Consider the following 26,473-nt stretch of genomic DNA (forward strand, 5'->3'; position numbering starts at 1 on the left):
ATCCTCATCCTGTTGCTCGAAAGACGAAGAAACTAAAGTTGTATTAAAAGAAGATTCGCTCGATAAAGACATTGTGCTAAAGGTTAGCTAATACTGTCAAGCTTTTTTAGGATGAGACACACTAAACTAATTACCTATGAAAAGAGACTATAAAATTCCGACAATCATTTTTTCGCTACTGTTAATAATTCCTGGAGATAAATTATCATTTCCTGTTTTTTTGATAATTCTATTAAGTTTTACAGGTGGTCTTTTGCAAATACTATTTAGTCTCTTTTCAATTACTTCAATAATTTATTTAATATACTCTACATATTCAAAATTTAACAATAAAGCAGATAGTATTGTTACAATTACAATTATTGTTATCTCCTTTTTATTGCTACTCACACAATATAATACTATTTATTATAATGGGGATATAGTGGTTTTCATTTCAATATTTTTGTTTCTAGCCTTCTCCATTTTAACGCTTTATTATTCAATTAACAAGCTAATTAATCAAGGGAAATAGCCATACATAAATTTAGATATATCCTTTTGTTGTTTTAGTCATGGCATGACTCTAAGTCCTGCCATGAGTTGAATTTTGAGTTGGCTCTTCATAGAAAAAGGTCGGAATTAATCCCGACCTTTTTCTATTTTAATGATTATTTTCCTTGAAAACTGATACTTATTTCCCTTGTGCTTCTACCACGGCAATGGCTACCATGTTTACAATCTCACGAACTGATGAACCCAATTGTAATACGTGTACAGGTTTACGTAATCCTAAAAGGATAGGTCCGATGTATTCAATATCACTGGTTTCTTTCAATAAGTTATAAGCAATGTTTGCTGCAGAAAGGTTAGGGAAAATTAAAGTGTTTGCTCCTTCTTCCGCTAATTTAGAGAAAGGGTAATTCTCTTTAATCAACTCATTATCAAAAGCCAAATGTGCTTGCATTTCACCTTCTACAATCATTTCTGGATGCTTTTTCTGTAAAATAGCCGTTGCTTCACGCATTTTTACGGCATCTTCTCCGTTGGCAGTACCAAAGTTGGAATAGGTCAACAAAGCAATTCTTGGTTTCAAGTTGAAACGCTCAACGGCTTTGGCGGTTAGTTCTGTGATTTCAACAATGTCTTCAACCGTTGGGTTGAAATTCACCGTTGTATCCGAGAAAAATACAGGACCTTTTTTCGTCAATAAAATGTACATACCCGCTACTTTCTTCACGCCATCTTCACGACCAATAATCTGCAAAGCTGGACGAATAGCATCTGGATAATTACGAGTAAGACCTGAAATCACACAGTCAGCATCACCCGTTTCTACCATCATCGAAGCGAAGTAACTGCGTACTTGCATTTGTTTATGGGCTTCGTACTGATTGTAACCTTTGCGTTTTCTTTTGTTGAAGAAAATATCACCGTATTCTCTCAATCGTTCAAGGGTTTCTGGCGCACGAGTATCAATGATTTGTACTTCGTTTAAATCCAGATTATTCTCTTGAATAATTCGCTTGATTTTAGTCTTATCTCCCAACAAAATCGGAATACAAATTCCTTCATCTTTCGATTGTTGAACCGATTTTAATACTTTCAGATTTTCAGCGTCAGCAAATACCACACGCTTAGGCGAACGTTTTGCACGGTTGAAAATATACTTCATCAATTGGTTATCCAAGCCCAAACGTTTGCTTAATTCTTGTTCGTAGGCATCCCAATCTAAAATCGGTTGGCGAGCCAAACCAGCTTCCATTGCCGCACGAGCAACCGCTGGCGAAACTGTAGTAATTAAACGTGGGTCAACTGGTTTTGGAATAATATAATTTCTTCCGAAAGAAAGATTCTTTTCGTTATAAGCCAAGTTTACAATGTCTGGAACTGGTTTCTTTGCTAATTCTGCTAAAGCTTTAGCTGCCGCCAATTTCATGGTTTCGTCAATTTCAGTAGCACGAACATCCAATGCTCCTCTGAAAATGTATGGAAAACCCAATACATTATTTACTTGGTTGGGATAATCCGAACGACCAGTCGCCATGATAATATCTTCACGAGCAGCTACGGCATCTTCATAAGAAATCTCAGGCGTTGGGTTTGCCATCGCAAAAACGATAGCATCTTTCGCCATTGATTTTATCATTTGTTGAGAAACAATATTACCGACAGATAAACCTAGAAATACATCTGCCCCAACCATTGCTTCAGTTAGGTTATGAATATCTGTGCGTTCTGTCGCAAATGGCTGAACATATTTATTGAGGTCTGTGCGTTGTTTAGAAACCAGACCATCTTTATCGAACATCAAAATATTCTCTACTTTCGCCCCTAATCCTAAGTACAATTTCGCACAAGAAAGAGCCGCAGCACCTGCACCAGAAATGGTGAATTTACATTCTTCAATACGTTTGCCTACAATTTCCAAAGCATTCAACAAAGCGGCTGCCGAAATGATGGCAGTACCGTGTTGGTCGTCGTGCATGATAGGAATATTAAGGTCTTTTCTTAATCTTTCCTCAATTTCAAAACACTCGGGTGATTTAATATCTTCAAGGTTTACACCGCCAAAAGTTGGTTCTAAAATCTTAACAGTACGAATAATTTCTTCGGGGTCTTCGGTATTTAATTCAATATCAAAAACATCAATATCAGCGAATATTTTAAACAAAACGCCTTTCCCTTCCATTACTGGTTTTGAGGCTTCTGCACCGATATTCCCAAGTCCTAAAACGGCAGTTCCATTTGAAATTACGGCTACTAAATTACCTTTTGCAGTATATTTATAAACGTCTTCACGGTTGGCAGCAATTGCCAAACATGGCTCTGCTACGCCGGGAGAATAAGCTAAAGAAAGGTCTCTTTGAGTTTCGGTTTCTTTGGTTGGGATTACTGCAATTTTGCCTGGGCGACCTTTAGAGTGGTAGTCTAACGCATCTTGTTTCCTAATTGAGATTTGGCTCATAATGAAGTGTCACTAAAGTGAATTTGTTTAAAAAACTGTCGCAAAAGTACGCTAAGGGTTTTTGATAAACTAAGAAAATCGTGTTGTATTAAAACAGCAGGAAAAACGACGAAGGTTTTTAGTTGAGGAAAAACATCGTCTAAATATTTCAACATAAAATTTTATTAAAGCGATACCGACCAAGTACGCAAGAATATTTGGTCAGAAGCTAAAACTTCAATACCTTCTTTTTCTGTTAATTCTTGTTCATGGTTTTCACTATCTGCAATGCCACACCAAGGCTCTATGCAAACGAAATTGGCATTTATTGCTGCCCAAATCCCTAAAAATGGGAAATTTTCAAAAGTAAATTTCAATTGCTTTGATACTTTGTCACTTTTTAAAATTACTTCGGTTGATTTTTGATGTTTGAAAACAAGGGCATCTTGATAGAACAATTCTTTCGTTAATGCTAAACGATTGGTATTTTCTAAAAACCTTGTGGCTTCCTTTTTAATTAAGCCGCCATCTGCCAATTCCCATCTTTGAAAATCTTCGGTTTGATTGAATTCCAAGTAATAATCTTCATAAACTGTATCCTCCGAAAGTGGTACAGCAAAAGCTGGATGTCCGCCTACTGAAAAATACATTTCTTCATTTCCTGTATTTCTTACAGAGTATGATACTGAAAGTGTTTTCTCCACTAAAGTATAAATCAAACGAAATTCGAAAGGAAAAGGAAATACTTTCAAACTCTCTTCATCTTCTTTTAATAGAAAAGTAATGCTGTCTTCTTTTTGTACTTCTACTGAAAATACTCTTTCACGAGCAAAACCATGTCGAGGAAGCGTGTAGGTTTTTCCTTGATAGAAATACTGATTATTCTTTAAAGCACCCACAATCGGAAAAAGTACAGGCGAACTCTTTCCCCAAAAAGCTGGGTCGGCATTCCACATATATTCTGTATGATTTTCTTTGTTGAAAAGACTAACTAACTCTGCCCCAAGCGGATTAATACTTACTTTTAAGAATTGATTTTCAATAGTTTGCATAATTTAAAAATATATTTTGTGTCAGTTTATAGTTTTATTTTCTTGAAATAAATATTGCGTAGCGGCAATCCTTTACGGTTGCCGCATCAGAGAATCTTTACAATACCAACGGCAACCGCAAGGGATTGCCGCTACGTCTTTTATAAAAAACTCCTCATTCAAAATTCTACACTCCGCACTCAAAGCACTCTTTCCATTTGTTCACGGTCAAACTCTCCTTCATTATTTGCTAACCAAATCGTTGCTACGCCATTTCCGATAAAATTAGTAATTGCTCGTGCTTCCGACATAAATCTATCAACACCCAGCAACAAAGCCAAACCTTCTACTGGAATTACTTTAATAGCCGTCAGCGTAGAAGCCAATACAATAAAACCGCTACCTGTTACGCCTGCTGCACCTTTTGAAGTAACCATTAAAATACCGATTATCGTCAAGATTTGTTGCAAATCTAAATGAACATTGAATACTTGTGCCAAGAAAAGTACTGCCATCGACAAGTAAATCGTAGTGCCATCTAAATTAAAAGAATAGCCAGCAGGAACAACCAAACCAACTACCGATTTGGAGCAACCCATTTTCTCTAGTTTTTCCATCAATGATGGTAAAGCAGCTTCTGAAGAAGATGTTCCTAAAACAATCAGTAACTCTTCACGAATGTACTTTAAAAATTTCCAAAGATTGATTTTATACATTCTTAGAATAAAATATAACACGACAAAAATAAAAATTGCCATCGTACAATACACCGTTGCCATTAGTTTTCCCAATGGCAAAAGCGTGTGAACACCGTATTTGGCAATCGTAAAAGCCATTCCGCCAAAAGCACCTACAGGCGCAAAAAGCATTACTTTGTGCAAAGCCCAAAATATTTTTTTGGAAACAGGTTGAAGGAAAGCTACGATTTCGTTTCGTTTAGCATAATTACTCAATGCTACTCCTAAAATAATCGCCAAAATAAGTACTTGAAGTGTGGCATTATCCATCAAAAATTTCAACCAACTAAAAGCCTCCGCAGACTTGGTATATTTAGAAATATCACCGCCTTTTATTTCAGAAGTAACCACGCCATCACCCGGACGAATGATATTTGCCATGATGATGCCAATAAACAATGCGAGTGTTGTAACGACTTCAAAGTATAACAATGATTTAGCACCAACTTTGCCTACTTTTTTCAAATCGCCCATAGAAATAATACCCAACATAATTGTAATAAAAATGATTGGACAAATAAATATTTTTACGATACTGATAAAAATACTGCTCAGGAATTCGCTAAAACTAGTTTTAATCTCAAATTCAGAAAGGTACAAACTGAATTTTATGGGTTTTTCTAAAATAGGTTGTAGTGCTAACTCAGGAGCAAAATGCCCCAATAATACACCCGCAGTAATGGCAGTAAGCACCCAGAAAGTTAAATTTTTAAATAGTTTTTTCATGGAAATTATCAATTGTTTAGCAATGATTCTTGTAATAAAAAATTGAGTGATTTAATGAATGAGTGATTTAGTGATTACAGTTCTGGAAGTCAACAATTTGATTGTTATTGAAATATCTTTTGCTGACTACTGCGAAATCTTATAAAAGACACGGAGGAACACAGAGAATACAAAGAGTTTCACAGAGAAACATTGTAAAAAATACTCTGTGAAACTCAGTAAAAACTCTGCTAAACTCTGTGTATGAAAATCGTCCAATAATCAGGGTCTTTTGAATTTGTATCATTGTTTAAAACACTTTTCAAATAAGTAAAAGAATATTTTTATGTATTTTACAATCTGTTAATGAATTCAATGGTTAAAAATAGAGCATTAATCCATACCAAATAGCAACATTCAATAAAGATAAAGGAATACTAATACTGACCATTTGGGTTGCTAAGTTTGGATTGAGTTTATAAGTAATGGCAATAATTGTGGCGGTATTCATCGAACCCAATGTTGCCCCGATTACGCAAAGTTTTCCTAAAGGCGAATATTCTCCTAAAATGAGTATATAAATGGTGAAAATTAAAAGTGGCGCAAGCAATAATTTGTAAAATAAGCCATAAAAAAGTGCTTTTAAATCTAATTGACTTCTCTGAAAATTAATTTGTAAGCCAATAGAAAGTAAAGCTAAAAAACTGAATGGACTTCCGATTTTATCTAAAACCTGCTGACTCCATAAAGGAAAATGCCAATTTGAAATATTTAGGCTTAATGCTACACAAAAAGCTAAAAAGGGAGGAAACTTAAAAATATTCAAGGCTACGTTTTTCATTGAAAAATCAGCCGAAGAGTAATAAGATGCCGTAAAAATTCCTAGCGTTCCACAAACTACAAACGAACCTGCTTGGCTCATTAATATTCCATTTTGTAGTCCTTCTTTGCCAAAAAGCACTTCAAAAATTGGGAATCCTACAAATGAAACGCTACTGATACCTGCCGTTAATATCAAAGCTCCTTTGGTATTTGAATCAATGTTTATCAATGGAGCTACCAAATTAAAAAATATAAAAGAACCTACATAAATGATATAAGGCATTAAAATGGGCAACAATAAATTACTACTAAAATGTATTTCGGTAGTATTTAGCAATGTGATGGCAGGCAAACAAACATAAATAATAATAGTGTTTAATACTGTTGAAGCATCCTCAGAAAAACCTTTCAGTCTTCTGAGGAATACACCAATGGCTAGGCAGATAAAAAGTAATAATAGATTAATCAAATTTTAAAGATTTATTAGTTGTACTCAGTAATTAAATAATGGCTGTGAGTTATGAGCTGTGAGCCTTAAGCTTAAAATATTGATAAACTTTTACAGCCTAATTGTTAGACTGCCATAATAATATGCCCCATTGAAACCGAATTGATTCGCATTACGGGTATAAGGCACTTGTCCATTTGAATATGAAGCGTAATTACTAAATACTTTATCTGGGTACACATTGGTAAAATTATTTCCACCAACAGTAATACTCAGTGATTTATTGATGCTATAAACTACTGAGGCATCAAATAGATTTTTTCCTCCAAATATTTGACTACGATGATTTTGTCCTGATGGTTTCTCCCAAGCCGTAACTTCACCAAAGTAAGAACTTCTGAAATTGACACTAAACTTGCCTACTTGATACCCTAAAGATACCAAAACTTTAGTATGTGGCTGACTGGTTTCAATCAAGGCTCTACTTACTGTATCAATCAATACTACTGGTGCTTTGGTATCTTGTTGTAAAGCCGTAGGCGTTGCTTTAATCTTGGTAATTTCTGTTTTATTAATCGTCAGAGCGACACTAGCAGTAAATTTACTTTTAGGACTAATTGAATTTTTATAAGATGCCACTACGTCTATCCCTTTTGTGCCAGTATTAATAGCATTGGTAAAAAAGGTGATTTCTTGAAAATTAGGAAACAAGTTTTTTAAAGCGGCTATGTTATTAACATTCAGGTTTTCAGTAATGATAATTCTGTCGGTAATATCAATCTGATAAGCATCAACTGTTAATAAAAGGTTGTTTCCTACTTTTGCGGTTACGCCTAAATTATAATTCCAAGAGGTTTCTGGCTTTGGATCTTCAATACCAATTTGTTTTAATCGAGGGTCGTCGGAAGGCAATTGTTTAGTACTTCTAATAATGCCATTTTGTACTGTTGAAGTAGTGGCAGCATTCGCAATTTGTTGAAGTAATGGCGCTCTAAAACCTTTATTGATTGAACCTCTGATAGAGAAATCTTCTGTAATTTTTATTCTAGAAGCCAATTTCCCAGAGATATTGCTACCAAAATCGCTATAGTTTTCATAGCGTAAAGCTGCTGCTACCAATAATCGGTTAGTTATATCACTTTCCACATCTGCATAAATACCAATATTTGAACGATTCACACTTTTCACATCAGCTTTATCAATCCCTACTCTACCTTGTGAACCAGGCGTTTTATTTTTTGAAGCTGCTAAAGGACCAACAAGATACGATGCTTCGTCGCCAGCACTTAGTGCAAAATTATCTACACGATATTGTGTTCCAAAAGCAAAGTTTACTGACTTTGTATTCCACAAACCGAGGATAGTTTTTGATACATTAATTTCAGTTAAGCTTTGTCCAAAAGAAATTCTACCAATGTAAAAATCTCTAGGAGAAGACGCTCCCATCGAAGCATTTGATGAGTTTTTAGCAGATTGGTCAAGGTAATTTCTACCATAGCCAGTACTAAAATCCCAGTTCCAACCCGTAAAAGTTTTACGTTTAATTCCTACAAAAGATGAGTAATCAACAGAAGTACCAGGTAATTCTGGCACATAGCCATCTGGATATAAATCTACATTTGAAGTAGCACTTGTTGGTAAAGCTGTACGAAGGAAAGCACGTGCAAATACATCTTTTTGAGAAAAGCCCCCGAAAGAATATAAAGTCCAGTCAATTTTTAGTGGAATATCAAGGTTATAAAATACTTGTCCCGATTTCATAGCATTACTTCCATAAGCCGTAGGACGGAACGAGCCATAAGTACCATCTCCCCAATATCCTCGTGATTTTAAAGCTGCTTCATCAGTTGCTTTTACGTTAGTGTAAATCCCAGTATAAGCTCCGCCAGTTACTGGTTGAGGATTATAAGGATCTGAACGGTCTGTACCTTTTACATCTTGATAACTTCCTGTAATATTCAATGAAGCCTTTTTACCCAATGAAAATCCGTAATTAACCGCCGCAGTATAACCTCCGCCATCCCCTTCGGAAGTAACTCCATACTGAATTTGTGCAGTACCGTTATTAACAGATTTTTTCAATACTAAATTGGCGATACCTGCAATGGCATCAGAGCCATATTGCGCTGCCGCTCCATCTCGTAAAATCTCCATTCTTTCTAAAGCGATTGAAGGTACAGCGTTTAAATCTGTCACTACTGTTCCTTTTCCTACAGTTACATTATTGTTGAGTGCAGCAAACTGATGATGTCTTTTCCCATCAATAAGTACTAACATTTGGTCGGGTGATAATCCTTTTAAAGATGCAGGGTCTGCATAATTAGCAACACCATTGATACCATTTTTTGCCGAATTGAATGAAGGCGACATAAATTGTACTTGTTGTGATAATTCTGTTTGCCCTGTCGATTGCAACTCTTTAGCACTGATTACATCTACAGGTACTGGTCTTTCTACATTGGTACGAGCCACTGTCGAACGTGAACCAATTACTACTACTTCACCCAATTGTTCGTTATCTTCTTTTAAAGTAACCTGTATTGTTTCCTTAGATATCACATTGACTTCTTGTTTCTTGAAACCAATAAATGAAAACACAAGTACTTCGCCATCTTTGGCTACAATACTAAATTTACCTTCAGCATCACTGACAGTTCCTCTTGAAGTCCCTTTTACCAGAATACTTACGCCAATTAATGATTCACCTTTTTCACTACTGACTTTCCCCGATACTTTCTCTTCTTCAATAGCACCTTCTTTTTCACTGGGAAAAGCGATTGTTTGCTCTTTGTTTTTTTTCAAAATAATTTGTTCCTCCACTACTTCATAACGAATTTGATTTGGAAAAAGAAGTTTGGGTAATACTGTACTGAGGGCTTCCCTATTTACTTCAAGACTTACTTCTTTATCAAGATGAATTGAGTTGTTACTGTACACAAAACGCACTCCCGACTGTTTTTCAATTTCTAATAAAATCACTTTTAAACTCACATTGTTGAGTTTCATAGATACTTCTCTATTCAGAATTTGTTGTGCTTTGCTCGGTGAGCCTAAAGCCATCACCGAAAAAATAGCAAATAAAAGACATTGATTAATCGTAATTTTCATAATGGTAAGCATTAGATGCTTTGAAGCTAGAAGTTTTTTCATCGGTTAATTAAATTTAGTATTGTTTTTAATTTATTTGAGACATATTTTTCCATCTCTCTCAAATTGACTTGAGAGCAGTAGGAGTTTTACAGAAATGTTTTTGCTAGATTAAGGACATCCGTTTCCTTTCAATGAAATATTTTGCCCATCAATTACGTACTCGGCTTCGATGGATCGACAAATTATTTCGAGGATTGTGGAGAGGTGTACATTTTCAAAATTACCGCTCAAACGGCAGTTTCGTAGTTTGGGAGATAAATCGATACTTACATTAAATTTTTGTTCAATTCTTTGAATAATATCTTCCATATTATTATCGTCAAATTGTAGAGATGATAATTCCCAATAAAATGTTTTGTCGAGTGGCAGAGCATTTACTTGCATTTCATCGGTTTTTGTTTCTAATACAACTTGTTGTTTAGGGAGTAGAATTACTTCTTTTTCGGTTTCATTTTTTACCGACACTTTACCCGTAACGACCGAAACCTCAAAAGTTTCCATGGCTGGATATGCTTTTACATTGAAGCTTGTTCCTAAAACGGTGGTTGTCATTTTACCAGAGTAAATCAGAAATGGACGACTTTCATCTCTTTTTACATCAAAAAAAGCTTCTCCTTTTAAGTTTACTTGTCTATAAATTCGGTCAGATTGATTATAACTCAATTGAGTTTTAGGTTGTAATAAAACTACGCTTCCATCTGGCAAAACAACTTTTAGGATTTTGGCAGATGAGTTTTCATATTTTGCCCAATCTGAAATTGGAATATCAGATTTGATTTTACTTATTTTCTCATTATTGTTAGGAAGGAAATAAAATGAAAGCCCCGCAACAATCACTAACATCGCTGCCATACTAGCCACTGCCCAAACCCAGCGAGGAGGAGTATATCTTTCCTGACGCTTGATTTCTTCACGAACAGATTTTTTAATTTTATTTTCAAGTTCAATACGTTCCAGTTGGGTTAATTCACTTAGCCCATCTGGATTATTTTCAAATGAAGCGTACCATCTTTCAACAAAGAATATCTCTCCTTCCGAGGCTTCATTGTTCAGATAACGTTCAATAATTTCTTGATTTATTTTCATTTTATTTCGCTTTCAAATACTAAGTGAAACAAGCCGTACTTTTCCCCTACGTTGATAGAAATATTTTTAAAATAATTTTTCTGCCACTAACGAAATAGAAAGTATGCTTTCCAAGAAAAACAAAAAACAAGCCTTTTGAGCTTGTTTCGGTATATTTTGAAAAGGAATATTTTTTATTTTAAAGTGTTTTCTATTTTCCTGACAATTTCTTCTACTTCTCTAACTAGAAGTTTGAAAACACTGGCAATATATTCTGCTTTTTTACCGTCTTCCCATAATCCTTTTGCATAGTTTATGTAATTTTTTCTCTAATTTTATCTGCAATAGTCATGTCAATATTATTTAATTAGACGTGCTTTTCAATTTCTTAATAATTTCTTCTACCTTTTGAACAGATAGTCCAAAAGACTTTGCAATAATCTCTGGCGTAATACCATTTTGAAGTAATCCTTTAATGTATTTTATAGCAACTTCTTCTCTAATTTCATCTGCAATAGTCATGGCAATATTGTTTACATTTTGTGAAACCTGTGTAAATATAGGCGATAATTTGTTCTGTGTCAAGTTAATACCTTCTTCGATATAGCGGAAAGTAGTCTTAATAAAATCATCTTGATGGGCAACATCCAAAGCATTTAGCTTATTAACCAAGAAGGGAGCTAAATTCAAAAAGTTATTCGCTTTGTCTCTACTGTGTTTCATCAACATTGTTGTTACACTTAATAAATCATTTTTAAAATTCTCAATCTGATAATCTTCAATTTCATTTAGAGAGAACAAGAGGTAATCAAATTGAGGAATAAACTGGTGCAGGCTTTCATGAGGATTACCAAAATAAGCAATCATCGAAAGCTTTTTCCAATGAGCCTCTCCATGATAAATAACTGTTGAGATAACGACAGATAATTGTTTATTTTGTTTCTGTTCTTCTAACCATACGTTATTCATATAACGTAAAAGCTGTAAATGAGGATATTTTTCAGGATAAGATTTATGCTCAAAAAGTAAAGAAACTAAAGCTTGTTGCCCAGCATATTCAGTTTGATAAACAATATCTGCCAAATGTTCAGATAAATCAGCATCGGTAAAAGATGAATTTGTTTTCTTTAATTTAGGAAGATTTATTTTCTCCCTGATTTCAACAGGAAAGGTTTCTTCAATAAAGCTCTGTGCAATCTCTAGCCTAGAGAACGTTTCTTTAAAGAACTTGTCGTGCGGATTATTTAGTTGACTCATAATGGTAGAACATTTCATTTCAATCAATAAACTTTTGCATTAATGCAGTACAGGTATCAATATAATAGATAAAGCTGTATAATCACTCAATACTTCTCTTAAAATTTTTAACGCTTTGGTCATCTGGTTTTCAACCGTTTTTTCTGAAATGTCTAGGCGTTCAGAAATTTCTCTTTGTGATAAACCTGTTCTTTTCAGTAAAAACACTTCTCTACATCTTTCTGGTAAAGATTGTAATGCCTTTTGATAAGCTTCATTTAACTCATCAAACGCAACCATTTGTTCTGTAAAATTATAGTCTTCGGCTGGGGCTAAACTATTTGAGTATTTTTCAAACAAATTGTTTTTCTTGTATTGAGCAATCACTAAATACTTCACAGAAGTAAATAAATATGCTTCAATCGTAGTGTTAATGGCTAATTGTTTACGACGTTCCCACAAGGAAACAAATAATTCTTGTATTACTTCTTCTGTCAGTTCTCTGTTTTGAAGGCGTTTATAAGCTGCAGCATACAGTTTTGGGAAAAACTTTTGATACAAAAAATCAAAAGCCCTTGCATCACTTTCAGCAAGCGATGTAAGTATTTCCTGATCAGTATCAAAAGTTTTTGTTTGCATAGTTTAGCACAAAGTAAATATATATTTGGACGAAACACCCAAAGTAAAAATATTTTTAATCTAATTCTCATGAATTAACATTTGTATAATAGAGATTACTGACAAAGACCATTAGTTTTGACGGTTCAATGTCTTTATATTCCAAAATATCAATTCATAAATTGTCAAACAAAATCATAAGTTTAATTTTTACGTAATGAAATCAACGAACATCTTCAGGAATTTTTGTTTTATATGCTTGCTCTTTATCTGTAGCTTGGCTGATGCTCAAACCTCTGAGCTAGACAGTCATCCAAATGCTTTAAACTTTTTGGTTATGGGCGATTGGGGCAGAAACGGTGCCGACCACCAAAAACCTGTAGCCGCACAAATGGGAAAAGTAGCAACAAAAATCAAATCAGAATTTGTAATTGCTACGGGCGACAATTTTTATCCAAGTGGCGTTATTAGTGAGTTTGACCCACTTTTTAAATACTCTTTTGAAGATATTTATACTGATTTCTCTTTGCAATGGGACTGGTATCCAGTACTTGGAAACCATGACTATAAATCAAATCCAGATGCACAAGTAGCTTATTCAAAAATTAGTCGCCGCTGGAAAATGCCAGCTCGCTATTATTCAAAAACATTTTCTATCAATGGTGATGCCAATCAGCAAGTATTGATTGCTTTCATTGATACAAACCCTTTGATTCCTGAATTTTATAAAGGCGAGTACAGTAAAGCCGTAATTGGTCAAGATAGTACTGCGCAAAAAGAATGGTTGAATAAAACCCTTTCCAACAATTCGCCTTCTATCAAATGGAAAATTGTAGTGGGACATCATCCATTATACACAGCTACTGAAAAGCGAAGAGAAAGTTACGATACTCGTGCTACTAGAAATTCATTAAAATCAGTTCTGGATAAACACCAAGTAGATGCTTACTTGTGCGGACACGACCACGATTTACAACATTTAAAACCTGAAGGCAAAACGCATTATTTTGTTTCTGGTTCAGCTTCTGAAAAAACACCTATTGGTACTTTACCAATCAGTAAATTAGCGCTTTCTGACTATGGGTTTATGGTTTTTTCGGCAACTGCCAACAAATTATATGTACAAGTAGTAACAGAAGATGGTAAAGTAGTTTACAATACTGAACTAAGTAAATAAGCGAAAGTTTTTCGTACAAATATCATTCTTGCGAATTTGGTATTAGTCATTTGATAAAGATGACCAACACTAAATTCGCTTTTTTATGAATGATTTTAAAAGACAAGAAACTGCTTGATTTTCGCATACATTTCTGTAATTCAACTGGTTAACTATTAACTAATTATTAGTCCTAGAATAAATTCTTGTCATTCTGGATTTAATCTGCAATTTTTACGTATAAATTTTTGTTCTGGTCATACTAACAAACAAGAAAAGACATTACAAAAATTAAGTAAAAAAGTATTAAATTTAACAATGGCAGAGCATACCAAATGCCTTATTATAGGCTCAGGACCAGCGGGTTACACCGCAGCAATTTACGCTTCACGTGCAGGATTGACACCAATAATGTATCAAGGCCCACAACCGGGAGGGCAATTAACAATAACCAATGATGTAGAGAACTTCCCTGGTTACCCAGACGGCATTCAAGGACCAGAAATGATGCAAGACCTTGAAAAACAAGCTCGCAGATTTGGTGCAGATGTTCGTTATGGAATGGTAACTTCGGTTGACTTTTCTGTAAGTCCTAAAAAAGTTTTAGTTGACGATACACACGAAATTTTGGCTGATGCCGTTATCATTTCTACAGGTGCTTCAGCAAAATGGTTAGGATTACCTTCAGAACAAGCTTTCAATGGTCGTGGAGTATCGGCTTGTGCAGTTTGTGATGGTTTCTTTTTCCGTAATCAAGAAGTAGCAATCGTTGGTGGTGGCGATACAGCAGCCGAAGAAGCTACTTATTTAGCCAATCTTTGTTCAAAAGTACACATGATTGTACGCCGTGATGAATTACGTGCTTCACAAATCATGCAAAAAAGAGTTACTTCAAATCCAAAAATTCAAATGCACTGGAATTCATCAACTGATGAAGTTTTAGGCGATGATGGCGGAGTAACGGGTGTAAGAATTAAAAACAATGTTTCTGGTGAAACTACCGAATTGCCAGTAACAGGTTTCTTTGTAGCGATTGGTCATAAACCAAATACAGACATTTTCAAGGGTTTCTTGGATATGGATGAGGCAGGATATATCTTAACAGAAAAAGGCTCAAGTCGTACTAATATTGCTGGAGTATTTGCTTCTGGTGATGCGCAAGACAATATTTATCGTCAAGCTATCACTGCTGCAGGAACTGGTTGTATGGCAGCTTTAGATGCAGAAAGATGGTTAGCAGAAAATGAATTGCACTAACAGAATTTTGTGATTGCCCTTCTATCTTTCATTAATTTTTTTACAGATGAATACAGTTAAAAATTTATTAGTCTTAGTATTTTGTTCGGTATCATTTATTTCTTTTTCACAAGAATCTGGAAGTTTTAAGAAAAACCCAAAGATGAATGTGAAATCAAATTCAAAAGATAAAAGCAATAAAAGTTTAGACGAAGCATTAGATGAATTGCCAAAACTGCAATTCAGGACTGATTATGTTCCTGAACCTGTTTCAACTTCATCGGCGATTACAGCTTCATCGAAATTTGAACCTGCTAAAGAACTCAATGGCTCGATAAGTATTTTTGATACCACTTCTGTAGATGAAAGAGAACCATTAATTGTAGAAATTGAAGAGGAAAATAGAACAGAAGGAAGTGATGATTTTGTATCAGTTGCAACCTATTTTTCTATTTGGGATGCTACCAATATCGACCCTTACGGCATCAATCCAAAAGATTTTGATGATGTAGTGGATATTGAATTATACAATAAAGAACAAGGGAAGTACTGGTCTGTGCCAAATAATGCACCAAAATTGACTTCAGTTTTTGGGCCTCGTTGGGGCAGAATGCACTCAGGTGTTGATTTAGATTTAGAAACTGGCGACCCAGTTTACGCTGCTTTTGATGGTATTGTCAGAGTATCTGGTTATGATGGTGGCGGATACGGAAAGTTTTTAGTCGTTCGTCATTACAATGGCTTAGAAACACTTTACGGTCACCTTTCATCTAAAAACTTTGAGTCTGGTGCTTATGTAAAAGCTGGAGACCAAATTGGTTTAGGCGGAAGTACTGGTAGAAGTACTGGTTCACATTTGCACTTTGAAACTCGTTATGAAGGAAATCCATTCAATCCGGCAATTTATGTGTTTAATTTTGCAGGAGAAAGAACTGAACCTGTTTCAGACCACGTGTTGATTTCAGCAAGAGTATTTGATACTTATGGACTTACTTTAGATAACGAATATGGTTCAAGTGCTAGAAAGGTTCAGACTCGTCGTACTGCTTGGACAACCGTTCGTTCTGGCGATTCATTATATTCAATTGCAAACAGAGCAGGAATTTCTGTAGAAAGATTAGCCAGAATGAATGGAATGAGAATTTCAGCTAATTTAAGAATCGGTAGAAGATTAAGAATTCATTAATATTTTTTTAGATAGATAAAAGCGCCAATAGAACCAAAATCTGTTGGCGCTTTTGTTTTTTAGCTCAAATTCCTTCTTAAATTGCAAAGGTTTTCAACTCAGTAATAAGAATTTAGATTTTACGATGAAGTTAGATATTTTGGTAATGGCGGCACATCCTGACGATGCCGAACTAGGTTGCGCTGGAACAATTTGCATGCAAATAGCTCAAGGGAAAAAAGTTGGTATTGTAGATTTTACCCGTGGTGAATTAGGAACCAGAGGTACTCCTGAAATTCGTTTGGCTGAATCTGCCGAAGCTACAAGAATTTTAGGCGTTCATGCCCGTGAAAATCTAGGTTTTAGAGATGGCTTCTTTGTCAATGATGAAGAACATTTGATGAAACTAATCAGAGTAATCAGACGCTACCAGCCAGAAATTGTATTAGCCAATGCTATCAACGACCGTCACCCAGACCACATCAAAGGTTGTGAATTAGCGGTAGATTCATGTTTTAAATCAGGTTTAAGAATGGTTGAAACATTTGAAGACGACGGAACTGTACAACAAGCTTGGCGACCAAAAAATGTTTACCATTATATTCAAGACCGTTATATAAATCCAGATTTTGTCGTTGATATTTCTGCTTACTGGCAACAAAAAGAAGATTCTATCAGGGCTTTTAGAAGTCAGTTTTATGACCCAAATTCAAAAGACCCAGATTCTTATCTTAGTTCGCCTGCTTTTTTAAAGTTCGTGGAAGCTCGTAATCGTGAAATGGGACACAGTATCGGTGCAGAATTTGGAGAAGGTTATACTTCTTACAAAAAAATTGGCGTAACGGATTTATTCCATTTGAAATAAAAACATGAGTCATCCCGAATTTTTCTTTGGAATAATGAGTTTTAAAGAATTTCAATGTATTATCGTCTAGTCCTTACTTTTCTTTCCTTGATGAAATAAAAGTAACCGCAGCGGCGGACCGCAAAAGAAAATCAAGAATTCCTAAACTCGCTTCGCTCAAACAGTAGGAATTCATTGCTAATCAATCACAAAAAAGAGGTCAAAATTAGTTTTTTGACCTCTTTTTTGTGATTTTAAAATTCGGGATGACTCATGTCAAAGCCTATGGAGATAGTCTTTCTATCTTCCAAGTATGTTCTTCTAATTTGGTATAAGCAATTCTATCGTGTAATCTCGACGGGCGACCTTGCCAAAATTCTACATAATTAGGAATCAACCGATAACCTCCCCAATGTGGCGGACGAGGAATTGGATTATCTCCAAATTTATCTTTTAAATGTTGCTCTCTTTCTTCTAGTACTTCACGGTTATCAATTACCATACTTTGGTTTGAAACCCACGCACCAATCTGGCTTCCAATTGGTCGGCTTTGGAAATAAGCATCAGATTCTTCAGCCGTTACTTTTTCAATAATGCCTTCAATTCTTACTTGTCGTTCTAATTCCACCCAAAAAAAAGTAATACAAGCATTAGGATTTTCAGCCAATTCCGTTCCTTTTCGACTTAAATAATTCGTAAAGAAAGTAAAACCAGTATCAAAACCTTTCAGCAGTACGACTCTTGCCGAGGGTTTACCATCATTCGAAACCGTTGAAATCACCATAGCATTTGGCTCTGGCAATTTACTTTCGATGGCTTCATGAAACCATTTGTGAAATTGTTCTATCGGAGAAACATGTACGTCTTGAACGTCTAAACTGCCTTTACTATAATTTTCTCGAAGTGCAGCAATATCGATTTGTGCCATGGTTGGGTCGGCTAAGTACTTGCTAGCCAAATTTTAGTTTATGCTCTTGATATTTTCGGGATACTTCATTCCTTTTGTTCACAATGATATTTTCAAATCATCATTTTAGCAAAACGAATAAAAGTAAGCGAATTCCTAAGGCACAATTTCGGGAAAATAAACCAAAGCAACAATGAGGAAAGTTATTGTAACAAAGCAAATTTGTTTAAATATTATCAATTACGCCAAAACAAAGCGTTTTCTTCTTGAAATGGGAAGAATTCTTCCATCCAAAAGCACAATAGATTTCCTTCCGATTTTACTGATAAATTTTTGATTGACTAAATACTTTCGGTTGATTCTAAGGAAGCAATTCGCATTTACTCTTTCTTCAACATTCGACAACGTTTTGGAGATAAGCCTTGTTTTACCCATCGCAAAATGGATGCGAGTATAATTAATCTCACCTTCAAAAAAGATAATATCATTGGCAAAAAAGGTAGCCCTTTTACCCAATTTGAATTGGACTTGGAAGATGTGTTGCGGTATCATGGCATTGTTCTATTAGGAGGATTTCACGCAACAATATTCCTACTAAATAACAATTTGAACAATGTGCTAAATACGGTAAAAGACACCGTATTTAACCCGTATTTAACACAAAATCTAACACATACTCCTTCCTTGACGACAAGAGATTTACCGAAAAAAACGCCTCTTATATCTTGATTAATAATGGTTTCACAATTAAATGAGTTTATTGTAAGCATAAAACCATGACTAATCTGCCCACAAAAAATCACTACTTTTTTACGAAACACAAAGACAAAAAGGATAAAATTTTCCTCTTTTTACCCTAATTTTCCATATAAAAGAGGAAAATTTGTGTCTTTTTCATGGAAAATTGCTTCTTCAAGTACCAAAATCCTATCTTTTTTGCGGAATATTGCGGTTTTAGGTAGAAACTTTGCTATTTCAAGTACCAAAATTCTATCTCAGAGAAGGAATACTCCTTCTTTTTTGCGGGAAATTGCGGTTTTTAGTTGAATTGGTTTATTGGTGTTAATAAACAGCCTAAAACAGAAAATCGCCATCCTTTTTTTGAGAATGGCGATTGACTGTTTGCTAAAAGAGAATTGGTTTTATACGAAATGTTTTAAGTAGTGATTAATACCTCCTTAAATGCAGGAAACAAAAAAGCTTTGGCAAGCCATCATTGCTTATCATTACTTACCAAAGCTTAACTATGCTACAGACATGTTTATTTAGTTTTTTTCTTTGATTTTCTTTCAAAACGTTTGGCTAAATCATCATAGATTTCCTTCGCTCTGGGTTGCTTTGCATCTGCATGAAACTTTACACTGCGATAATAAACCAGTGCAGCAGTATAAGCTTCAGAGCCTGAAAGGATAGAAACGTCATCAATCATTCTAAAGATTTGCTCTGCGTTTGTAACATACTTTCGGGTTTCTTTGTAAGCATCCAAATCGATTTCTGCATCGGCAGTAAGCAAGAAATCTGGTTTGAATTGTGGGTCTGATGCCATATAACCGATAGCTTTTTCGGCAAATGGCAAACCACCATCGCCTAGTTTAGCCAAATTTTTTCGGTCTTTGGCACTCAAAACAACTGATTTTGGAGTAAGGATTTCTAAAATCCCATTTAGATAAAGGTTTAGCTGGTTTTCTTCAGCTTCGGTCAAGGAGAAAGCAATGCGATTTTCCATGAGAGTCTTTTGTTTTTTTTGTGAGAATACTATTACGATATTAATAGCACTACTCATCATCAATATCGCAAACGGTGGTAGATTGATTACGATTTGACTTTGTGTAGAAACTATTTAACGTCTTAAAAATAATAGTGTTAGCTCATAAAGGCAAAAATATTTTTGAAAACTTATTAAACGGTAAATACTGCTGCTAATACTTCCTAGCCCTTCACCTTTCTATTCATTTCAATTACTGCTACTTCAAAAATTCTTTTCCCATCAATTTTTAATTTAATTGCTGTTTGAACACCATGAAAACCATGTGTTCCTGCCGCACCGGGATTGATGAACAGCATGCCATTTCTGGACAAATCTCTTTTTACTTGTAGAATATGTGAATGTCCACAGACAAAAACATCTGGCGTTTTAATGGCAAAACATTCCAAAGCATCAGGTTTATATTTGGATGGCGCACCAGCAATGTGTGTCATTCCAATGCTTAGTTCCTCGCAAGTAAAATGATTAATTTTAGGATAAATTTGTCTGATTGTAGCATTATCAATATTACCATAAACACCTTGAATGGGCTTCATGGCTTCTAAAGTATCCGAAAGCTCAACCGAACCCCAGTCGCCAGCATGCCAAATGTGGTCGCACCAATCAAGATGAGGTAAAAGACGTTCATCAAGAAAACTATGAGTATCTGAAATAATTAAAATTTTTTGCATAATTTTCACTAAGTCAAGTAAAACTTCCGTTTTGAATATAATAGAGCGATTTAATCGCCTGCTAATAGAAAAAATGATTTTAAATGCTTATTCAGACGAATAAACTTGATAATTGAAATAGATTTGAACACTTTCAACAGGAACATTCCTTGCTAAATAATGTTAATTATAAAATCTATTGAGACTTTTTATTTATCTCTTATTTTTACAGGGATATCATTCACAAATAAATGAACAAAAATAGTTGAATAAACATCAAACATACTGTACAAAGAGTTTTAAAAAATAAGAACTCAAACTCAATACTTCAACATTTACTTGATTACAATTCAATACAAAATCACAAAATTGTTGCTTTATGCCAGTGAAACCATTTGAAACCACTCTTTATGAAAAACTAGAACCGTTTTTCAGTAGTCATAATTTTGTGTTATTGGCAGATAAAAAACAATTTCGCAAAGTGACTCCAACGGGCTTTCAGAACGTAATTTTTACGGCAACGCCCTTTCAGAATGAAACTTGGTTAGAAGTAAATATTGGTTGTAGAAACAACCAAGTAGAACAAATTGCCCAACAGTTTATCGGAAACACTCGTGATTATTGGCCAGACTCAAATACTTTGGTGATTTCAATCGGGAAATTCAATGATGCTAAATACTTTAAGTATAAAATTTTCAACGAAAACGATTTGGATGATACTTGTGAAATCGTAAAAGAGTTTCTGGAACAAAGAGGTTTCCCATTCATGAATGATTCGGATAGTTTGGTAGCATTGAATAATATTTTCAATGTACATCTTTCAAAACCTTGTAAGTATTTATACAATCAATTACATCGCAGTTATAAAGGAATTATCACGGCGAGACTAACGCATGATAAACACTTTTTAGATTTATCGAACAAGCACAGAGATACGCTAAGAAACATCGGTGCTAGTCCCGACGAACTACTTACTTACGAACGTTTGCTGAGTTTTCTGTTGTACCATTCTGTTAATTAAAAACAAGCTTTTATTGAAATTTTCCTAAATTGCATGAGGAAGATTATTTTTTGATGAAATTACGCATTGTACTCATATTGTTAATCTGTTGCAGTTGGTTCACTCCTTTGGTGGCACAACTGAAATTTAGCCGTATTAGTACACAAAGAGGTTTATCACAAAGTACAGTTGGTAAAATCTTTCAAGACAAACGGGGCTTCATTTGGTTTGCGACCAAAGATGGGTTAAACAAGTACGACGGCTACCAATTCACTGTTTACAGACATATCTCAAACGACCCAAACTCCATCAGTAGCAGTACGATTTCATGTATTACAGAAGACCAAGAGGGAAATCTTTGGGTAGGTACTTTTGATGGAGGTATCAATAAGCTAGACAAAACCACAGGAAATTTTATACATTTTAAACAAGCCGATGATAAAACAAGTATCGGCGGACTGAGTATTTCTTCTATCATCGCCACGCCCGATAACAAAATTTGGGTTTCTACTTATGGTTATGGTTTACTTTGTTTTGATAATCAGCAGAAAACCATCAAATGGCGTTTGGTAGAATCTGAATTGCTGACGACCAACGATATTTCTTTGGTTTATCAAGACAAGAAAAATACCCTTTGGCTAGGCGGACATTATGGTGTAATTACTCATATTGATAAAAATAATCACGCCAATACGGTTAGACTTCAAAGTAATTTACCTCCTCGCAAAAATCAAATTACTTGTTTTGTAGAGGACCCACAAGGAAATATTTTGGTAGGTACTCGTGGTAATGGTTTGTATCGTTTAGACCCACGCACCAATCAGTTTACACAAATCATGTACAGTCCAAATCAAATTAATAGAGCCAATTTGATTACGGATTTGGTTTATGATAAAGACGGCGTGCTATGGGTTGGAACAGACAATGGCGTATTTTTAGTGAGAAATAATAACTTCTCGCAACTTACTTATATAGAATCAAATCCTGATTCAGAAACAGGTTTGAGTTCTCATGCTATCCAAAGTATTTTCGTAGATCGTGATAATAATGTGTGGATAAGTACTTGGGAAGCAGGATTGAATGTACATTACAGACATCGTAATAACTTCAAATTATATCGTCATAAAGTAAATTCCACCCAAAATTTATTAAGAGATAAAGTAACGGCAATTGCTTGTGAAAGCGACCCGAATCGTGTGTGGATTGGTAGCAATAATGGACTAACACTTTTTGATAGAGCTAAAAATACTTTCTCGCATTATTTTATTAATCCTTCTTTCTTGACAACCAGTACCAACGACATCAACAATTTATATTATGACCGTGATGGCGACCTTTTGGTACTTACTTGGGAAATTGGATTGAGAATCATGAAAAAAGGAAGTAATTCCTTTGCTCTTTATCCTTACGACGACGGTAGTAATACTACTCACCTTACTTGTTTGAGTCCTTCTATCAAACCAAAAAAAGTTTGGGTTGGTACTCAGGAAGAAGGCATTTTACTTTTCGATAAACAAACTGGAGAATTTAATCCCGTGCCAGATCTAAATCGTAAAGGAATTCTATTGGGAATGCACATCAATTCTATTTTAGAAGAAGAAAATGGAACACTTTGGATTGGTACTTATAATAATGGGATTTTCTGTTATGACCCTATCAAAAGAAGAATTGTACACATCAAGAAGTCTAATCGTTCGGATGGATTAAGTGCGAACCAAATCAATAAAATATTCCAAGATTCTCGCAAACAAATCTGGATTGGCACAAATGGTGGGGGCTTAAATTTGTATCAACCTGCCACAAGAACTTTTAAAGTATGGAGAACAGAAGATGGTTTACCCAATAATACCATCAAAGGCATTGTAGAAGACAGCCATCATCACTTATGGTTATCAACCAATCAAGGTATTTCACAGTTTATTAATTATAGCAATTCCTTCAAGAATTATACAAAAGCGGATGGACTTCAAGGTTCTGAGTTTTTACTGAATGCTTATGCACAAAATAACCGTGGAGAAATATTTTTTGGTGGTACAGAAGGACTTAATATTTTCCATCCAGATAGTCTTGTAGAAAGTAACAAAGTACCGAATGTATATCTTACTGGGTTAAAACTATTTAATAAACCAGTTGTAGTTGGTCAGAAAAACTCTCCATTACAACAAGATATTTCACAAACAGAAGAATTGATATTGGAGTCTGACCAAAATGTATTTTCAATAGATTTTACCGCTTTGGATTTCCAACAATTCAAGAACAACCAATACGCTTATGTACTTCAAGGTTTCGATAAAGAATGGAATTATATAGGCACACAAAGAACAGCCAATTATACCAACTTAAATCCAGGCGATTATTTGTTTAGGGTAAAAGCAACCAATAATGATGGCGTTTGGACACAAAGAGAAGCCCTTTTACGCATAACCATTTTGCCACCTTGGTATAATACTTGGTGGGCTTATTTCTTTTATGTTGTTATTATTGGTGTTGGACTTTACTCTTTAAGAAGAACCGTGCTGGTTCGTGAACGTTTGAAATTAGATATAGAATTACAAGAAAGAGAAAAAGAACAAATTCAGGAATTAGATACGCTCAAGACGAATTTCTTTACCAATATTTCTCATGAGTTTAGAACACCGTTGACATTAATTATCAGTCCTTTAGAGAAGTATTTATCCGAAAACAAAGATATTCCTGATGCGCAACGCAAAAGAACAGAGTCGATTTACAGAAATGCCAAGCAATTACAAAAGCTGATTAATCAATTATTAGATTTATCGAAATTAGAAGCAGGGAAACTTTCGCCAGAGATTACTCAAAGCGATGTGGTTGATTTTGTGCAACAAATCACAGAATCTTTTAGAGGTTTGGCAGAACAGAAAAACATCAAACTAAACTTTCAACCTTCAAGCCCTTATATTTTAGCTTATTTTGATACTGATATTTTAGAGAAAATCGTCACCAATTTATTGTCAAATGCCTTTAAATTTTCGGATAGTCATGGCGAAATCACGGTAAAAGTAGCTTTAAATCCTGCTGATAATCAGCGAATCATCATTGCCGTAAGCGATACAGGCATTGGAATAGACAGTAAAAATCTGCAAAATGTATTCAATCGTTTTTATCAAATACATGGCAAAGACCCTCAAAAACAAGTAGTGGGTACTGGCGTAGGTTTGGCTTTGTGCAAAGAATTGATAGAATTACACCGTGGGGAAATTTTAGTAAGCAGTCGTTTAGGCAAAGGAAGTACTTTCACAGTTCATTTACCGATTGATAAAAACGCTTATGACAGTAGTTGGATTCGTGAAAATGCGAATACTCCAGAAATGGTACAAATCAATATTCATGATAATGCTACTGAAAATCAACAGCATGGAACATCCAAAAAGAATGCGCCACTTTTATTAATTGCAGAAGATAACGACGATTTACGCAATTATATCAAAGAGATTTTCGTTGACAATTTCAATGTGATTGAAGCAAACAATGGTAAAAAAGCCCTTGATATTGCGATTGAACAAGTACCTGATTTGATTATTTCTGACTGGATTATGCCTGAAATGACAGGTGGAGAATTGTGCGAGCATATCAAATTAAAAGAAAGTACGAGTCATATTCCTGTAATTATTCTTACTTCAAGAGGAAGTAATGACAGTAAATTGGCTGGTTTGGAAATTGGTGCGGATGATTATATCACCAAGCCTTTTAATGCTAATTTATTAGAAGCAAGAGTAAAAAACTTGCTTGAAAGCAGGAAGAAATTAAGAGAGCGATTCAGCAAAGAAATCAAAGTAAATCCAAAAGAAATTACTTTAAATTCTTCTGATGAACACTTCTTAGAAAAAGCAGTAAGAATCGTTGAAGAAAACATGATGAATACTTCCTTGGATATTGCTTTCTTGGAAAGAGAACTCAACATGAGTACCATGCAATTATACCGTAAGCTAAAAAGTTTAACCAACTTTTCTGGGAACGAATTCATCAAGAATGTACGTTTAAAAAAAGCAGTACAATTACTTGAAACAGAAAGCTTTACGATTGCCGAAATTGCTTACAAAGTTGGATTCAACGACCCATCTTATTTTACTCGTATCTTTAAAAAGGAGTTTGGCAAATCACCATCAGAGTATCTTGAAAAATCGACTTTATAATGATTAGTTATCATCAATTTACTTCATTCTATCAAGTCTTTTGTATCACCCTAATTAGATTATTCGCTATAATCGTGCTTAGCACCAAACATTTCCGTCTAATGATGAATTTCAAAAAGAACATTATTCTTTACTTTTTTGTATGTTTTAGCTTTTGTCCTGCTGCTTTATCACAACAAAGAGATTCTACCTTCCGTAAACTTACTGTCAAACAATTAATTGTTCCTGCGGTATTACTTTCTGGAGGTTACTTGCTTAAAAGTTTTAGTTTAAAGCAAGAACAACTAGAATGGCATGATAAATATTATAAGGATTTCGAAACCAATGTTGATGATATTATTCAATATGCTCCTTATGCTGCTTATGTCGGTTTAGACCTCGTAGGTGTAAAGGCAAAACATAGCTTTGGCGACCGCATGGGTGTTTTGTTCATTGGGGCAGCAGTAATGTCGGGTACAGTATTTAGCTTAAAACATACGACTAAAGTACTTCGTCCTGATAATTCCGCACAAGATTCATTTCCTTCAGGTCATACAGCAAATGCCTTTTTTGGGGCAACAATAGTCGCTCAAGAATATAATGATGAAAGTATTTGGTATGGAATTGGAGCATATTCTGTAGCAACCGCCACAGGTGCATTAAGAATCATGAACAATCGCCACTGGTTTTCGGATGTAGTTGTTGGTGCAGGGATTGGTATTCTTTCAGGCAAAGCGGCTTATGTAATTTATCCTTGGTTGAAAGAAAAATTAGGAAAAAAGCAAAGTAATAATCCATCTAAAATTGCCTTTACTCCGATGTATGATGGCAGAACAGTTGGTGGAAATTTAGTGATTGGCTTTTAGTTTTACAGAAAGA

Annotated in this window: 19 protein-coding genes; 7 read left to right on the top strand and 12 right to left on the bottom strand. The window is 34.8% G+C overall.

The annotated features are described in order from the left end of the window. Positions 1 to 673: 673 nt before the first annotated feature. From VB798_RS22890 to VB798_RS22925, 8 genes are all read right to left on the bottom strand, one after another. Entirely contained in the window at positions 674 to 2,947 is a 2,274-nt protein-coding gene (locus VB798_RS22890; protein WP_323689564.1) for an NADP-dependent malic enzyme, read from the bottom strand. A 164-nt stretch (positions 2,948 to 3,111) separates the two neighbouring features. Continuing rightward, entirely contained in the window at positions 3,112 to 3,978 is an 867-nt protein-coding gene (locus VB798_RS22895) for an aldose 1-epimerase family protein (protein WP_323689565.1), read from the bottom strand. A gap of 179 nt (positions 3,979 to 4,157) precedes the next feature. Next, positions 4,158 to 5,420 (bottom strand): cation:dicarboxylate symporter family transporter, encoded by a 1,263-nt coding sequence (locus VB798_RS22900; protein WP_323689566.1) that lies wholly within the window; start codon positions 5,418 to 5,420, stop codon positions 4,158 to 4,160. Between the two features lie 358 nt (positions 5,421 to 5,778). Further along, positions 5,779 to 6,690: an AEC family transporter gene (locus tag VB798_RS22905; protein WP_323689567.1), complete on the bottom strand. Its 912-nt coding sequence runs from the start codon at positions 6,688 to 6,690 to the stop codon at positions 5,779 to 5,781. 90 nt (positions 6,691 to 6,780) lie between these two features. Further along, entirely contained in the window at positions 6,781 to 9,819 is a 3,039-nt protein-coding gene (locus VB798_RS22910; RefSeq protein ID WP_323689568.1) for a TonB-dependent receptor, read from the bottom strand. 108 nt (positions 9,820 to 9,927) lie between these two features. Beyond that, a complete protein-coding gene (locus tag VB798_RS22915; RefSeq protein ID WP_323689569.1) occupies positions 9,928 to 10,905 on the bottom strand; it encodes a FecR family protein in 978 nt (325 codons plus the stop codon). A 342-nt stretch (positions 10,906 to 11,247) separates the two neighbouring features. Beyond that, a complete protein-coding gene (locus VB798_RS22920; RefSeq protein WP_323689570.1) occupies positions 11,248 to 12,141 on the bottom strand; it encodes an Rpn family recombination-promoting nuclease/putative transposase in 894 nt (297 codons plus the stop codon). Between the two features lie 39 nt (positions 12,142 to 12,180). Then, positions 12,181 to 12,759 carry an RNA polymerase sigma-70 factor gene (locus VB798_RS22925; protein WP_323689571.1) on the bottom strand — a complete coding sequence of 193 codons (579 nt, stop codon included), beginning with the start codon at positions 12,757 to 12,759 and terminating at the stop codon, positions 12,181 to 12,183. A gap of 238 nt (positions 12,760 to 12,997) precedes the next feature. Between VB798_RS22925 and VB798_RS22930 the strand changes: the two genes are divergently transcribed. The 4 genes from VB798_RS22930 to bshB1 all read left to right on the top strand — a co-directional run bounded on the left by VB798_RS22930 (position 12,998) and on the right by bshB1 (position 17,160). Beyond that, on the top strand, positions 12,998 to 13,915 hold the full coding sequence (locus tag VB798_RS22930) for a purple acid phosphatase family protein (protein ID WP_323689572.1): 918 nt from the start codon (positions 12,998 to 13,000) through the stop codon (positions 13,913 to 13,915). Positions 13,916 to 14,212: 297 nt separating this feature from the next. Next, positions 14,213 to 15,151: a thioredoxin-disulfide reductase gene (gene trxB / locus VB798_RS22935; RefSeq protein WP_323689573.1), complete on the top strand. Its 939-nt coding sequence runs from the start codon at positions 14,213 to 14,215 to the stop codon at positions 15,149 to 15,151. A gap of 46 nt (positions 15,152 to 15,197) precedes the next feature. Continuing rightward, on the top strand, positions 15,198 to 16,316 hold the full coding sequence (locus VB798_RS22940) for a peptidoglycan DD-metalloendopeptidase family protein (RefSeq protein ID WP_323689574.1): 1,119 nt from the start codon (positions 15,198 to 15,200) through the stop codon (positions 16,314 to 16,316). Between the two features lie 124 nt (positions 16,317 to 16,440). Further along, positions 16,441 to 17,160, top strand: coding sequence for a bacillithiol biosynthesis deacetylase BshB1 (gene bshB1 / locus VB798_RS22945; protein WP_323689575.1), 720 nt, complete (start codon positions 16,441 to 16,443; stop codon positions 17,158 to 17,160). 262 nt (positions 17,161 to 17,422) lie between these two features. Here the strand turns inward: bshB1 and pdxH are convergent, their stop codons facing one another. From pdxH to VB798_RS22965, 4 genes are all read right to left on the bottom strand, one after another. Then, a complete protein-coding gene (gene pdxH / locus VB798_RS22950; RefSeq protein ID WP_323689576.1) occupies positions 17,423 to 18,067 on the bottom strand; it encodes a pyridoxamine 5'-phosphate oxidase in 645 nt (214 codons plus the stop codon). A 219-nt stretch (positions 18,068 to 18,286) separates the two neighbouring features. Then, positions 18,287 to 18,598, bottom strand: coding sequence for a LytR/AlgR family response regulator transcription factor (locus VB798_RS22955; protein ID WP_323689577.1), 312 nt, complete (start codon positions 18,596 to 18,598; stop codon positions 18,287 to 18,289). Positions 18,599 to 19,307: 709 nt separating this feature from the next. Continuing rightward, complete coding sequence (locus VB798_RS22960) at positions 19,308 to 19,772, bottom strand: hypothetical protein (protein ID WP_323689578.1); 465 nt, start codon at positions 19,770 to 19,772, stop codon at positions 19,308 to 19,310. 203 nt (positions 19,773 to 19,975) lie between these two features. After that, a complete protein-coding gene (locus VB798_RS22965) occupies positions 19,976 to 20,482 on the bottom strand; it encodes a metallophosphoesterase family protein (RefSeq protein WP_323689579.1) in 507 nt (168 codons plus the stop codon). A 358-nt stretch (positions 20,483 to 20,840) separates the two neighbouring features. On the opposite strand from VB798_RS22965, the gene VB798_RS22970 reads away from it, so the two are divergent. From VB798_RS22970 to VB798_RS22980, 3 genes are all read left to right on the top strand, one after another. After that, positions 20,841 to 21,482 carry a hypothetical protein gene (locus tag VB798_RS22970; RefSeq protein ID WP_323689580.1) on the top strand — a complete coding sequence of 214 codons (642 nt, stop codon included), beginning with the start codon at positions 20,841 to 20,843 and terminating at the stop codon, positions 21,480 to 21,482. Between the two features lie 53 nt (positions 21,483 to 21,535). Beyond that, positions 21,536 to 25,615, top strand: a complete 4,080-nt coding sequence (locus VB798_RS22975) for a two-component regulator propeller domain-containing protein (protein ID WP_323689581.1) — start codon at positions 21,536 to 21,538, stop codon at positions 25,613 to 25,615. Positions 25,616 to 25,716: 101 nt separating this feature from the next. Further along, positions 25,717 to 26,460, top strand: a complete 744-nt coding sequence (locus VB798_RS22980; protein ID WP_323689582.1) for a phosphatase PAP2 family protein — start codon at positions 25,717 to 25,719, stop codon at positions 26,458 to 26,460. The last annotated feature ends 13 nt before the right edge of the window (positions 26,461 to 26,473 follow it).

Source organism: Arcicella lustrica (assembly GCF_034930985.1).
GTDB classification, from domain to species: Bacteria; Bacteroidota; Bacteroidia; order Cytophagales; family Spirosomataceae; genus Arcicella; species Arcicella lustrica.